At 63.8% G+C, this 12,445-nt stretch carries 12 protein-coding genes; 6 read left to right on the forward strand and 6 right to left on the reverse strand.

Annotation, left to right across the window (positions count from 1 at the left end; translation table 11 throughout):
• Positions 1 to 350 precede the first annotated feature (350 nt).
• A complete protein-coding gene (locus RMR13_RS00385; RefSeq protein WP_310598658.1) occupies positions 351 to 1,154 on the reverse strand; it encodes an EI24 domain-containing protein in 804 nt (267 codons plus the stop codon).
• A gap of 103 nt (positions 1,155 to 1,257) precedes the next feature.
• Positions 1,258 to 1,542 carry a hypothetical protein gene (locus RMR13_RS00390; protein WP_310598659.1) on the reverse strand — a complete coding sequence of 95 codons (285 nt, stop codon included), beginning with the start codon at positions 1,540 to 1,542 and terminating at the stop codon, positions 1,258 to 1,260.
• Positions 1,543 to 1,696: 154 nt separating this feature from the next.
• Between RMR13_RS00390 and RMR13_RS00395 the strand changes: the two genes are divergently transcribed.
• Positions 1,697 to 2,071 (forward strand): DUF202 domain-containing protein, encoded by a 375-nt coding sequence (locus RMR13_RS00395; RefSeq protein WP_310598660.1) that lies wholly within the window; start codon positions 1,697 to 1,699, stop codon positions 2,069 to 2,071.
• A gap of 11 nt (positions 2,072 to 2,082) precedes the next feature.
• On the opposite strand, the gene RMR13_RS00400 is transcribed toward RMR13_RS00395, so the two are convergent.
• From RMR13_RS00400 to RMR13_RS00410, 3 genes are all read right to left on the reverse strand, one after another.
• The gene (locus tag RMR13_RS00400) at positions 2,083 to 2,214 is read right to left on the reverse strand and encodes a hypothetical protein (RefSeq protein WP_310598661.1); all 132 of its coding nucleotides are present in this window, start codon (positions 2,212 to 2,214) and stop codon (positions 2,083 to 2,085) included.
• A 61-nt stretch (positions 2,215 to 2,275) separates the two neighbouring features.
• Positions 2,276 to 3,394, reverse strand: coding sequence for a radical SAM protein (locus tag RMR13_RS00405; RefSeq protein ID WP_310598662.1), 1,119 nt, complete (start codon positions 3,392 to 3,394; stop codon positions 2,276 to 2,278).
• Complete coding sequence (locus tag RMR13_RS00410) at positions 3,391 to 4,242, reverse strand: glycosyltransferase family A protein (protein ID WP_310598663.1); 852 nt, start codon at positions 4,240 to 4,242, stop codon at positions 3,391 to 3,393. Before RMR13_RS00410 ends, RMR13_RS00405 begins: the two co-directional genes overlap by 4 nt.
• Positions 4,243 to 4,435: 193 nt before the next feature.
• On the opposite strand from RMR13_RS00410, the gene RMR13_RS00415 reads away from it, so the two are divergent.
• The 5 genes from RMR13_RS00415 (at position 4,436) to RMR13_RS00435 (ending at position 11,098) form a co-directional block, all read left to right on the forward strand.
• Entirely contained in the window at positions 4,436 to 5,941 is a 1,506-nt protein-coding gene (locus tag RMR13_RS00415) for an Rne/Rng family ribonuclease (RefSeq protein WP_310598664.1), read from the forward strand.
• Between the two features lie 80 nt (positions 5,942 to 6,021).
• Positions 6,022 to 7,398, forward strand: coding sequence for a M23 family metallopeptidase (locus RMR13_RS00420; protein ID WP_310598665.1), 1,377 nt, complete (start codon positions 6,022 to 6,024; stop codon positions 7,396 to 7,398).
• Positions 7,388 to 8,890, forward strand: a complete 1,503-nt coding sequence (gene lptF, locus RMR13_RS00425; protein ID WP_310598666.1) for an LPS export ABC transporter permease LptF — start codon at positions 7,388 to 7,390, stop codon at positions 8,888 to 8,890. Before RMR13_RS00420 ends, lptF begins: the two co-directional genes overlap by 11 nt.
• Before the next feature lie 163 nt (positions 8,891 to 9,053).
• The gene (locus RMR13_RS00430) at positions 9,054 to 10,616 is read left to right on the forward strand and encodes an NAD(P)H-hydrate dehydratase (protein ID WP_310598667.1); all 1,563 of its coding nucleotides are present in this window, start codon (positions 9,054 to 9,056) and stop codon (positions 10,614 to 10,616) included.
• A 26-nt stretch (positions 10,617 to 10,642) separates the two neighbouring features.
• Positions 10,643 to 11,098: a CBS domain-containing protein gene (locus RMR13_RS00435; protein WP_310598668.1), complete on the forward strand. Its 456-nt coding sequence runs from the start codon at positions 10,643 to 10,645 to the stop codon at positions 11,096 to 11,098.
• Between the two features lie 2 nt (positions 11,099 to 11,100).
• On the opposite strand, the gene RMR13_RS00440 is transcribed toward RMR13_RS00435, so the two are convergent.
• Entirely contained in the window at positions 11,101 to 12,405 is a 1,305-nt protein-coding gene (locus RMR13_RS00440) for a diguanylate cyclase domain-containing protein (protein ID WP_310598669.1), read from the reverse strand.
• Positions 12,406 to 12,445: the final 40 nt, after the last annotated feature.

Here is a 12,445-nt window from a genome sequence, read left to right on the forward strand (position 1 = left end):
ACCTCTTGTTCAATGGTTGATAGGTGAGAGAGCCGATGGCAACGCGGCAGCGCTCGCAACAGGTATTAGGGAATCGACATTTTATTAGACATGTCTAAAATATATGTCAAGAAAAAATAGCCGCGCAAGGCGATATCCATCCTCCGGCTGCCGCCTACCCTCACCAGGCAAAGCCGTTACCCGGGGGACGGCCGCCCCTACGCAGGGCAAACGACACCGACAAAAATGCGGCGCCGCTCCAGAGCGTGCGTAGAAGCGGGACAAGGCGTAGCGTTGGACGCGCCGGGAAAGCGGCCGCCTCGACGGCAGCCGAGCTCGTCTCACCCAGCACACCGGAGCCCAACCCGTTTTCAGGGAGAGGGGACGATCTCCTTGCGGCCTTCGATGGTCAGGAAATTGAGGGTGGTGTGGATGGTGAACAGGGGGAAGAACAGGGCCATCAGGAAAATATTCAGCAAAGGCACCATGCTGATCAGGGCCGGAAAAATCCCCAGGCGGAAGGCCTGGCCGCTGTGCAGCCGCAGCCAGCCGAGTTTTTGCCCCAGGGTCCAGCGATAGCGGGAGGCGGGATAGTCGACGAACATCAGGGCCGAATAGTAGGAATAGAGCACAAACACCGTGGCCTGGCCGATCACCGGCACGAAGTTGGCGAACAGGGCGGCAGCCGTGACCACAAGGCCCATGGCACCGATCTTGACGCCCTCGCGCAGGTCGACCAGGGCGCCGGCCAGGCTGAACACCGCCTCGCCCTCCCCGGCCGCCTGGGCGCAATAGCGGTTGCCGGCCCAGGTGCTGAGAAAGGCGTAGCCGGGCGTGGTCAGACTGTAGGCCAGAATAAAGGCCAGGTAAAAGGCGGCAACCCGGGTGAGGAGCAAAAAGCCCCATTTCAGGGCGGTCCAGCCCCACAACAGCGGCCAGTGCCAGAATTTCTCCACCGTGGGCGGGGTGGTGAAAAACGAACCGGTGAAGTGGTTGATCAGATCCACGGTGAAAAGATAGCCCAGCCAGGTGAAGGTGCCGGTCAGGAGCACCAGCAGCAAACTTACCCCCAGCAGGCGGGGGTGGCGGAACAGAAAGGCGCAGGAAGCGGAAAACGGCACCCAGGAGGGCGTATGCGGCCGGTTCTCCGGCTGCCCATTGGCTGTATCATGCATGGCGAATCACAAATCTCCGTAGAATGGAAAAGCGTCGAGGAGGGCGGAGCACCGCTCCCGTCCGGTCATCCGGTGCCTGCCCGCCGGGCAGGAAAAGGCGCTATCACCCCTGGTAGACGCAACTGACCAGGTCGGCCGTATCGCAGTCGATCGCCCTGGCGCGCAAGGCCGACACGATGGCCGCGACCTGATCCTTGCCATCGACCTCCAGCACGGTGCCGCGCTCGTCGGCGTGCACGGTGTAGCCGTCCGAGCGCAGAACCGAGAGGGCATCCGCCAGCCGGCTGACCACCAGGCCCAGCCGTGAAAAATCGTTCATGTAGAAAAGCGGCCAATCCGCATGGCAGGCCACCGGCTTTCCTTTCTCGACAATCGGCAACAAACCCATGGATTTCACCTCCTGCTTGTTGTATGGATTGCATCCGGTCCGGGCAAAAACCGCTCCTGGTCCGGTTACGGCCCCGCGTTCCTGCGCCGGCCGGACTGCCTTCGGCGCACGGCAAATCCGCCCGGCCCCGACATTTCCGTCCTGGAGAAACAGTATGTCCTCACTCAACGATCCACGGGTCTTTTTCGCCGCGGAACGCACCCTGATGTCCTGGACCCGCACCTCGCTGGCCCTGATGGGCTTCGGTTTCGTGGTGGAGCGGTTCGGCCTGTTCGTCACGACCCTCGTCAGCCAGCACAACGAACCCCTGCAACGGGGCCTCTCCTTCTGGATCGGCCTTTCCTTCATCCTGCTCGGCGCCCTCGCTTCGATAGGGCCGGCAATGCAATTCCGCTCGGTGCTACGCCGCCTCCGGCCCGAGGAGATTCCCGATGGCTACTTCATCGGCCTGGGCCCCTGCATCAACCTGGCGGTCGCGTTCCTCGGCTTGGCCCTGGCCGTTTACCTGGTTCGAAGCTCGCTGCTCTAAACCGCCAGCTCTCAGCCGGCGACATCCGCCACCTCCTGAGCGGTCTTGGTGCTGGCGGCCTCCACCCGTATCCGGCAGTCGAGGCCGTTGTCCCGCAAAAACCGCTGCATCTGGCGGCAACCGGCCGGCAGTTCGTCGTCCATCCCGCATTCCATGAGCGCTACCATACCCAATGCGGTCCGAAAAACCAAGAGGCGGCCGAACTCATCGCCAGCGGGCCGCCCGGTCGAGCATTGCCGGCAAACCGCCATGGTCGCCGGGGACGAAACCGAACACATCCCGCCAGATCGTATCGTTTTCCATGCAGAAATAGAGGCAGGTCCGGGGATGGACCTTCCGCCCCAGGGCATCGACCAGCATCCGGTACATCTCCACCCGCTGCGGGCGGACATAGCGGCGCTTGCCGTCGAGGCCGTCGATGAACTCCTGATAGAAAAAACGCGAGGCCGGGAAGCGCTCGGCCGCGATCTGCTTGAGCGGCGGCAGGTAGCGCAGGGCCCCCAGGCTGATCCAGGCGATGGCCTCGGCCGGGACCGTGGCGAACAGCCGGTCGACGGTGGCGCGGTAGCCCTCCTGCCAGCCGGGATGGAGGATGACCGGGTCGAAGTGGAAGGCAAGGCTGTATCCCCAGTCGGCGCACCGGGCGGCGGCCTGCAGCCGCTCGTCCAGGGTGGCGGTACGGATCTCCTCCCGGGCCATGATCGGCGGGCTGTTGAGCGACCAGGCGACCACGGTCCGGCCCCGGTGGTCGAGCCCTTCCAGGTTGCCGATGTTGGCGCTCTTGGTTTTCAGCTCCAGCACCGCGTTGGTTTGGCCGGCCATGTAGGCGACCAGGCGGGGACTCAGTCGGGTGAGGCTGTCCAGGGCCAGGCTGTCGGTGAACTCGCCGGTACCGATGCGGAAGAAGCGCTGCGGCTCCGCTGCGAGTGCCCGGTCAAGCTCGGCGAACAGCTCCTCGACATTGACGAAAAAGCTGAGCCAGGGGTTGTTGAGATAGGCCTGGAGGATGCAGTAGACGCAATCCATGGGGCAGTTCATGCCGATATTGAGCACCTGGTAGTCGCAGCAGCGGTACTCGCGGGTGCCCGGACAGGGCTTGAAAAAGATGCCGCGGTTGCGGCAGAGCAGGAGATGGTGCTTGCCGGCGGTGAGATTGGCCGGATAGTCGCCGTCGATGGCCGGCACCTCCCGGGCGCCGACCACGGTCACCGGCAGCTTGGCCCGGTCGACGATTTCCCTGGTGTAGGGCAGATCGAGGCAATCCTCGGCCACGTGGAGCCGGGTGACGAAACGGGCCGGGTCGCCGTAGGACGCCTGGTTCATGCGGACTGATCTCCTGTGGGCCGATAGCGAGCGGCCAGGTTGAAATATCGCTCGCCCTCTTCCGGGCGGCCGTGCTTGTCGCATCCCTGGCCGTAGATTCGGCACTTGCGCGCCAGTTCGGCTGCGGCCGCGCGGCGCTGGTCCGGCCGCAGCACGCCCGAGTCGAGCAAGGCGGCCAGGGCGCGGATGCGAAAGACATCCATGCCCTGGCGATGGATGGCGGAGAGCTGGTCGGGCCGGCCGCCGTCCTTGCCGGTCAGTCGGTCGGGAACCAGCAGGAAAGGCTCGCGGCAACCGATCCGCAGCCAGAGATCGTAGTCCTCGCAGCAAGGCAGCGACTCGTCGAACAGCCCGTACCGGTCGAACAGCTCGCGCCGGGCCATGACCGTGGACATGCCCACCACGCACATCCCCAGGCTGGCGGCAAAGATGTCGCCGTCGGGCGGATCGTGCTTCTTCTTCTGGTTGACCCGCTGCCCCCGGCGAAACCAGATTTCCCGGGTGTGGGCGACGAGCGATTCCGGCCGGGCCGCCATGGCCGCCGCCTGCACGGCCAGCTTGTCCGGCAGCCACCAATCGTCGGAATCGAGAAAGGCGAGCAAGCGTCCCCGCGCCAGGCGGATGCCGGCGTTGCGGGCCGCGGCCGCGCCCGAATTGCGCTGGCACACCAGCCGGACCGGCACGGCGGCGCGCGCGGCCATCCGTTCGACCAGGGCGGCGGTATTATCGGTGGAGCCGTCGTCGACCACGATCAGCTCGCCGCAGGCCAGCCGCTGGGCCAGCACCGAGCCGATGGACCGCTCCAGGAAGGGCTCCCGGTTATGGGTGGGAATGATGGCCGAAATCACCTGGCCCGTGCCGAAACCCCGGCCGCACCAGGCCTTCCCGGCCGGATGGGCGCGGTTGCCGTGGCCAATTTATTATGGCGGTTTGCCCACGGTATAGTATAGTGACACCCTTGATTCATGCTCTCTGCCACGCCTCGGCCCTTGCGTTTCCGGCGTTTTTGGTTGCGCCCCTGGAATTCGATCAAGCTCTCCTATGTACACAGACATTCTCATCAATGCAACCTTCTACGAGAACCGGATCGCCCTGGTGGAAAACGGCAAGCTGCGCGAATTCCACCTCGATCGCATCTCCGAACAGGGCCTGATCGGTAACATCTACCTGGGTCGGGTGGTCCGGGTGCTGCCGGGCATTGACGCCGCCTTTGTCGACATCGGCCTGGAACGCACCGGCTTCCTCTACGTCGACGAGGCCTTCTACATTTTCTCCGAGAATTACCAGCGGCTGGCCAGGGGCCACAAACTGCGGTCCACCCCGCCGACCTTCCTGTCCCCTGCCCCGGCGATCAACGAAATCCTCCGGGAAGGCCAGGAAGTCCTGGTGCAGATCGCCAAGGAGCCGATCGGCTCCAAAGGAGCCCGCCTGACCTGCAACATCACCCTGCCCTGCCGCAACCTGGTGTTCATGCCGCTGACCGACCATATCGGCATCTCCCGCAAGATCGAGGACGAAACCACCCGCCAGCTGCTGCGCGACCGGATCGAGGTGCTGCGGCCTCCGGGCACCGGCTTCATCATGCGCACCGTGGCCGAGCACATCGACAACGAGGCCCTGGAAGCGGACATGGAATTCCTCCTTCTGCTCTGGGACGAAATCCTCACCAACGTGCAGCGGTCGCCGGCCCCCTGCCTCATCTACAAGGATCTCGACATCATCCTCCGTTCGGTGCGCGATTTCTTCACCGAGGACATCAACGAGCTGGTGATCGACAATTTCGAAGTCTACGAGCAGCTGCTGTCCTACGCCAAGACCTTCGCCCCCCAGCTGCAGGACAAGATCACCTACTACGACTCCGACCTGCCGCTGTTCGAGCGCTACGGGGTGGAGGCGGACATCAACAACGCCCTGGACAAGAAGGTGTGGCTGCGCTCCGGCGGCTACATCATCATCGAGACCACCGAGGCCCTGACCGTGATCGATGTCAATACCGGCCGCTACGTCAATGCCTCGGATTTGAACGAGACCATCTTCAAGACCAACATGGAGGCGGTCCACGAGATTGCCCGCCAGCTGCGTCTGCGCAACCTGGGCGGCATCATCATCATCGATTTCATCGACATGGACAACGAGCAGCACCGCGAGGAACTGTTCGCCGCCTTCCAAGAGGCGATGCGCGCCGACAAGAGCAAGGTCAACATCCTCAAGCTCTCGGAATTCGGCCTGGTGCAGATGACCCGCAAACGGCAGTCGGAAAGCCTCATTCAGACCATGTGCGAGCCCTGCCACTACTGCGGCGGCGACGGCTTCATCAAGTCGCGCCGGACCATCTGCCACGAGATATTCCGCAAGATCAGCCGCGACGCCCGCAAGATCGGCGGATCGCACGTCACCATCAAGGTGCATCCCCACATCGCCGAGATGCTGCTCGACGAGGAATCGTACACCATCGAGCAACTGGAACTGCGGACCGCGAAACGATTCACCATCATTCCGGTGCCCGACATGCACATCAAGCGGTACGACGTCATCTGGAACGAATAGGACCCCGGCATGCCCGTCCCGCGGATTGATGCGCCTTGCCGCGCTTTTCGATTTTACGATCATCAACGTACAGACTGACCATGGCACACTACATCCGGCTGCGCCGTTCCTCGCGGAGGGGCGGTTTCCTCAAGACCCTGGCGCTCGCCCTGGCAACGGCCGTCGTCCTGGCGGCGGCGGGAGCGGGCGTGCTGTTGTTCGAATTCGAGAAGCCGACCTTGACGCTGAACAGGGAGATCAAATACCTGGGCGGCAAGGTCGAGCTGCCCCTGCGGGCCACCGACCAGAAAAGCGGCATCCGCTCGCTTACCATCACCCTGACCCAGGGCAAGACCTCGGTGGTGTTGCTGGAGAAATCCTTCCCCCGCCAGGCCTGGTTCAAAACGGCCGGACCGACCTCGCTCGACGAAAAGGTGGTGATCGACGCCCAGAAGGCCGGCATCAAGGAAGGCGAGGCGGAATTGGACATCTCGGTGCGGGATTTCTCGCTCAGCGGCTTGTTCAAGGGGAACGAAACCCTGCGGCGGCTGCCGGTGACCATGGATACCCGACCGCCGGCGGTCAAGATTCTGCACGCCGCGCGCGCCATCCATTCCGGCGGCAGCGCCATGGTTCTCTACACCATCTCCGAACCGCCGGGTAAACACGGGGTCGCCATCGACAACGCCTTTTTCCCGGGCTTTCCGGTCGGCAAGAAAGATGCCTACGTCTGCTACTTCGCCCTGCCCTGGGATGCCGGCCAGCCGGAAAAGATGCGGCTGGTGGGCAGCGACGAAGCCGGCAACGAGGTCCTCCTGCCGCTGCCCACCGTTTTCAAAAAGGAAACCTTCAAGCGGGACAGCATCAATCTCTCCGAGCAGTTCCTCCAGCAGAAAATGCCGGAGTTCGCGCAGCATTACCCGGAACTGAAGGGAACCCTGCTTGAGCAGTATCTCTATGTCAACAACCAGATCCGCCGGAGCAACGCCGAAACCATCGTCCAGCTCAGCGCCGAAACCGATGCGCAGCAGCTGTGGTCCGACCGTTTCCTGCGCATGTTCGGCTCCGGCCGGGCCGGATACGCCGATCAACGCACCTACATGTACAACGGCCGGGCGGTCGACACCCAGACCCATTTGGGGGTGGATATCGCCTCCCTGGCCCAGGCCGAAGTCCGCGCCTCCAACCGGGGCAAGGTGGTGTATGCGGGCTATCTCGGCATTTACGGCAACACCGTCATCATCGACCATGGCCAGGGCATCTTGAGCCTGTACTCCCATCTGAGCAGCATCAGCGCCACCGTGGGCACCCTGGCGGAAAAAGACCAGCCGATCGGGCGCTCGGGTGCCACCGGCATGGCTGGCGGCGACCACCTCCATTTTTCCATGCTGGTGCACGGCATTTTCGTCACCCCGGTGGAATGGTGGGACCAGCACTGGATCGATGTCAACATCAAGTCCGCCCTCAATGCGCTCTGAGTCGACGCTGAACAGAACCGCGACCGCCGGTGACACGGGCGACGGCAAGGGCTGGCGCTGGCGCCCGCCGCTGCTGCTCTACAGCTATATCGCCAACGAGCTGCTGGCCCCCTTCTTCGCCAGTTTCCTCATTCTCTACTGCGTCTTTTTCCTGGTCCGCCTCATTCCGCTGCTGGAAATCGTCCTTTCCCTGCGCATCGGCCTGGCCGACTTCATCCGGCTGTTCGCCTACATCTTTCCGCACATGCTGCTCTACATCATCCCCATGGCCAGCATGGCCGGGGTGATCGTCGGCTTCACCCGTTTGACCAACGACCGCGAAATCCTGGCGTTCAAGGCCTGCGGCGTCAGCCTCAAGCAGATGCTGCCGCCGGTGGTGCTCATCGCCGCCGCCACCGCCTGCCTGACCGGATTCTTCGCCGCCAGCCTGATCCCGGCCGGGGCGCTCGGCGTCAAACATCTGATGTTCCAACTGGCCAAGGAGAAAATCGACAAGGGCCTCAAGGCCAAGGAGTTCACCGAGGCCCTGGGCGACATCGTGCTTTATGTCGATGAAATCGACGACCAGCAGCGCTGGCACGGCGTTTACGTCTCCGACATGCGGGGCCGGACCCAGCCGTTGATCACCGTGGCCCAGTCCGGCCACCTGGAGGCCGACATGGATCGGATGCAGGTGACGGTGATCCTCAACAACGGTACCATCCACAACAACGAGGGGACCGACAACCAGGTGATCCGTTTCGGCCGCTACCAGCTGCAGATCTCCCTCCAGCCGCCGACCCAGATCGGCAAGGAGGACATCACCAGCCAGAGCCGCGGCGCCATGAGCCAGGAACAACTGCTGACCGCGTCGGAAAAGCTGCCGCCGGACTCCAGACTCGCCCGGAGCTATTTGTCCGAATACCACCATCGTCTGGTGCTGCCGGTCGGCTGCTTTATCCTCAGCCTGATCGGCTTGCCGCTGGGACTGCAAGCCGCTCCGGGCCGGCGCGCCGTGGGTCTACCGCTGGGCTTGCTCGTCTTTGTGGGCTACTACATCACCCTGACCGTCTGTCGCAACGTCAGCGAAGCCGGGGTCATGCCCCTGGTGCCCGGCATGTGGCTGCCGAACGTTCTCTTTTTTCTGCTGGCCCTGTATCTTTTTCAGCGGGTGTATGTGGAGCGGCCCCTGGTGCCGGAACGGATCGCCCATCCCATCCAGGATCTGCACGATCGCCTGCTCCTGCCGGTCTGGAAACGGCTTGGCCGCCTGGCGGCCGACATCCTGGCCCGGTGGCAGCCGCAGGCGCCCTCCACGGCGGACCACGATGCCGGCAGGCTTGCGGTGCGCGCCGACCGGACCACCGGCCTGTACCACCTGCCGCACTGCGTCCATTACTACGATGCGCACTGCCGGCTGCAATTCAGGAATGTCGGGATCGCCCGGGAAGCGGGATTCGCCCCCTGCCCTCTCTGCACCGGCGCCGACGAAAACAGGGAGCCGGAACGCTGAGTTGGCCTGCCGGGCATTGCGCCGATGGGCAATTGTCGGCGCATTGAGGCGTTATGCCGCCTGGCCCACCGGGCCCCGGCCGGCCGGCCGTACTGCACGAAGCGCGGAACGATATTTTTTTAGGAGGCTATGACCATCGATGCAAGTTGCTTTGGCAGCGCAGATGCGCGAACTCGATCGGCAGACCATTGAAGAGATCGGTATTCCCGGCATGGTTCTGATGGAAAATGCCGGCCGGAGCACGGTCGACCGGATGGAACAGGTGTTGGGGCCGGTGGCGGGCAAAACGGTCTGCGTTTTCGCCGGTCCCGGCAACAACGGCGGCGACGGCCTGGTGATCGCCCGCACGGTGCACGGGCTGGGCGGTTTTCCCTTTGTCTTCTTTCCGGCCGACCCGGAACGGCTTGCCGGCGACGCGGGCCTGAACCTCGAGATTTTTCGGCGATTGCGGCTGCCGTACCAGGTGCTCGACAACCAGGAAAAATTTTTCACCCTGGCCGACACGGTGCTCACCCTCAACCGGATGCACCCGATCCATTCCCTGGTAGACGCCCTGTTCGGCACCGGTCTCGAACGCGAGATCGGCGGCGGTTTTCTGGAAACCATCACCTGTATCAACACCCTGCGCCACAGCCATCGGTTGCCGGTGGTCAGCGTCGACATCCCCTCGGGCCTGCACAGCGACACCGGGGCCATCCTCGGCGGCGCGGTCCAGGCCGACCTGACCGTGACCTATGGCCTGGCCAAACCCGGACACTATCATCATGGCGGCGACCGCTGCGGCCGGCTGGCCTGCATCGACATCGGCATCCCGGCCAAGCTGGTCGCCCGGATGCAGTTGCAGGGAGCGCTGATCGACCGGACCATGCTGGCCGGCCGGCTAGGTCTGCGGCCCGCCACGGCGCACAAGGGCAGCAACGGCCACCTCCTCGTTCTCGCCGGCTCCAGCGGCAAGACCGGCGCGGCCCTGCTCTGCGGTCAGGGCGCGCTCCGCAGCGGCGCCGGCCTGGTGACCTTCGCGGTGCCCGGCGATCTCAACCCCATTTTCGAAACCGCCGTTGCCGAGGCCATGTCGGTGCCGCTACCCACCTCGAACGGTTTCCTCTCCATCGACGACTACCCGCAGATCGAGGTTCTCTGCACCGGCAAAAACGGCATCGTGCTCGGGCCCGGCATCGGGACCGAACCGGAAACCAGGGAACTGGTGCTGCGCCTCTACGGCTCCTATGCCGGTCCCATGGTGGTCGACGCCGACGCCCTTTCCATCCTGGCCGCCCACCCGGACCTGCTGCGCAATCCTCCCGGTCCCAGGATCTTCACCCCCCACCCCGGCGAGATGGCCCGGCTGCTCGGCACCTCGGTCGAGACGGTGCAGGCGGACCGGCTCAAGGCGGCCCAATGGCTCAATGCCAGCGGCGCGGACCGGCGGCCGCCGATGATCACCGTGCTCAAGGGTGCCGGGACCGTGGTCGCCGCCACCGGCGGCGCCTGGGCGATCAACGCCTCCGGCAATCCCGGCATGGCCACCGGCGGCATGGGCGACGTGCTGGCCGGCATTATCGGCGGCCTGCTGGTCCAGGGCCACGATCCCTGGCAGGCCGCCTGTTTCGGAGTCCACCTGCACGGCCTGGCCGCCGATCGTCTGGCCGCCGACCGACCCTACGGCTACACCGCCACGGAAGTGGCGCTGCAACTGCCGCGGGTCATCGGTTCACTCTGCCCATAACTGTATCAACCGAATAAGGAGAATCCATGCTCAAAGCGAAAGACATCATGACCCGCGAGGTGATCACGGTCAAGGAAAGCGCCACGGTGCGGGAATTGGCCGCACTGCTGCTTACCAGCAACATCAGCGGCGTGCCGGTGGTCGACGACAACGGCAAGGTCATCGGGGTGGTCACCGAAAGCGATTTGATTTTTCAAAACAAGAAGGTGCACCTGCCCACCGCCTTTGCCCTGCTCGATGCCTTCGTCTTCCTCGAGCGGCCGGGCAAGATGGAACAGGAATTGAAAAAGATGGCGGGGTCCAAGGTTGGCGACATCTGCAGCCGCAAACTGGTGTCGGTGGCCCCGGAGACGGAACTGGACGAGTTGGCCACCTTGATGGCCGAGAAGAACATTCACACCTTGCCGGTGATGGACGAAGGGCAGCTGGTGGGGGTAATCGGCAAGTCGGACATCATCCGCACCATCGCTCAGGGAATGTAAGCTTATTCGGTGTAGAGCTGCCAGCAGTTGCGGCCTTTTTTCTTGGCCTCGTACATGGCGATGTCGGCATGGCGGAGCATGGTCTCGGCATCCTGGCAGTCGAGGGGAAAGACCGAGATACCGATGCTGGCGCCGATGAAACAGACGTGGTCGCCCGCCTCGATCGGCTCGTTGAGCGATTCGATCACCTTCTGGGCCACCAGGGTGGCACCGTCGAGGGCCTCGGTGCTTTCCAGGAGGATGACGAACTCGTCGCCTCCCAACCGGCACACCGAATCCGAGGTCCGCAGGACGCTGCGCAGCCGTTCGGCCACCTGCATCAGGACGATGTCGCCGACCCCGTGGCCGAACTGATCGTTGATCGGCTTGAACCGGTCGAGGTCGATGAACAGCAGGCAAAGGATGCGGCCGTAGCGCCGGGCCAGGGAAATGGCCTGGGGCAGCCGCCGCCGGAAATAGTTGCGGTTGGGGAGATTGGTGAGCGGGTCGTGATTGGCCATGTAGCGGATCAACTCCGCCGCCTCCTGCCGCTCGGTGACATCCTGGAACACCAGCACCCCGCCGATTAGCCGGTGTCCCTGACGGATCGGGGTCGACCGGAAATCCACGGGGAAGCTGGTGCCGTCCTTGCGCAGCATCCTGGCTTCGTCGAAGCAGGTGGTGCTCTTGATGTCGGTCTTGGTGAAATACGGACAGCAATCCTCGGAAGACTCCTCGCTGCCGGGCAGGGAAATCTTGAACACCGTCCGGTAGTCGCGCTCCCGGACCTCTTCGATCCCGTAGCCCAGCATCTTCAGGGCGGCGGGATTGATATAGCTGATCAATCCCCGGTCGTCGACCCCGCAGATGCCGTTGGCGGCGGCATCGAGAATCATCTCGTAATTGCGCGACAAGAGTTCCAGTTCCTGCTTGGCCCGGTGCGACCCCAGGATGTAGCGGATGCGGTTTTTGAGAACCGGCCAGCGCAGCGGTTTGCGGATATAGTCCACGGCGCCGGCGCCGTAGGAACGTTCGATGCTCTTTTCGTCGTCAAGGGCGGTCACCATCAGGACCGGCGGCGGATCGGCCATGGCGGAGCGGATGTGCTCGCACACATCCGGGCCGTCGATGCCCGGCATGGCGATATCGAGGATCACCAGGTCAAACGCCTGCTCCGCCAATTTTTCCAGGGCCGCGGGCCCATCCTCGGCCTCAACCACGGCATAGCCCTCGCCCTCGAGAAACTGGCGCATGAGCATGCGGATGACTTCGTCGTCATCGACTATCAGAATAACCGGAGTGGAACCGGCAAGCAGGGAAACGGTCATAAGCAAAAATGAAAAAAAGGGTGGGATATTTCGCGGCTGT

The sequence above is a fragment of the Desulfobulbus sp. genome (assembly GCF_031547805.1).
GTDB lineage: Bacteria > Desulfobacterota > Desulfobulbia > Desulfobulbales > Desulfobulbaceae > Desulfobulbus.

Excerpts from the sequence above, each read along its gene's own strand:
- RMR13_RS00385 (WP_310598658.1), bottom strand. The coding sequence starts at position 1,154 with ATGCATGATACAGCCAATGGGCAGCCGGAGAACCGGCCGCATACGCCC.
- RMR13_RS00390 (WP_310598659.1), bottom strand. The coding sequence starts at position 1,542 with ATGGGTTTGTTGCCGATTGTCGAGAAAGGAAAGCCGGTGGCCTGCCAT.
- RMR13_RS00395 (WP_310598660.1), top strand. The coding sequence starts at position 1,697 with ATGTCCTCACTCAACGATCCACGGGTCTTTTTCGCCGCGGAACGCACC.
- RMR13_RS00400 (WP_310598661.1), bottom strand. The coding sequence starts at position 2,214 with ATGGACGACGAACTGCCGGCCGGTTGCCGCCAGATGCAGCGGTTTTTG.
- RMR13_RS00405 (WP_310598662.1), bottom strand. The coding sequence starts at position 3,394 with ATGAACCAGGCGTCCTACGGCGACCCGGCCCGTTTCGTCACCCGGCTC.
- RMR13_RS00415 (WP_310598664.1), top strand. The coding sequence starts at position 4,436 with ATGTACACAGACATTCTCATCAATGCAACCTTCTACGAGAACCGGATC.
- RMR13_RS00420 (WP_310598665.1), top strand. The coding sequence starts at position 6,022 with ATGGCACACTACATCCGGCTGCGCCGTTCCTCGCGGAGGGGCGGTTTC.
- lptF (WP_310598666.1), top strand. The coding sequence starts at position 7,388 with ATGCGCTCTGAGTCGACGCTGAACAGAACCGCGACCGCCGGTGACACG.
- RMR13_RS00430 (WP_310598667.1), top strand. The coding sequence starts at position 9,054 with ATGCGCGAACTCGATCGGCAGACCATTGAAGAGATCGGTATTCCCGGC.
- RMR13_RS00435 (WP_310598668.1), top strand. The coding sequence starts at position 10,643 with ATGCTCAAAGCGAAAGACATCATGACCCGCGAGGTGATCACGGTCAAG.
- RMR13_RS00440 (WP_310598669.1), bottom strand. The coding sequence starts at position 12,405 with ATGACCGTTTCCCTGCTTGCCGGTTCCACTCCGGTTATTCTGATAGTC.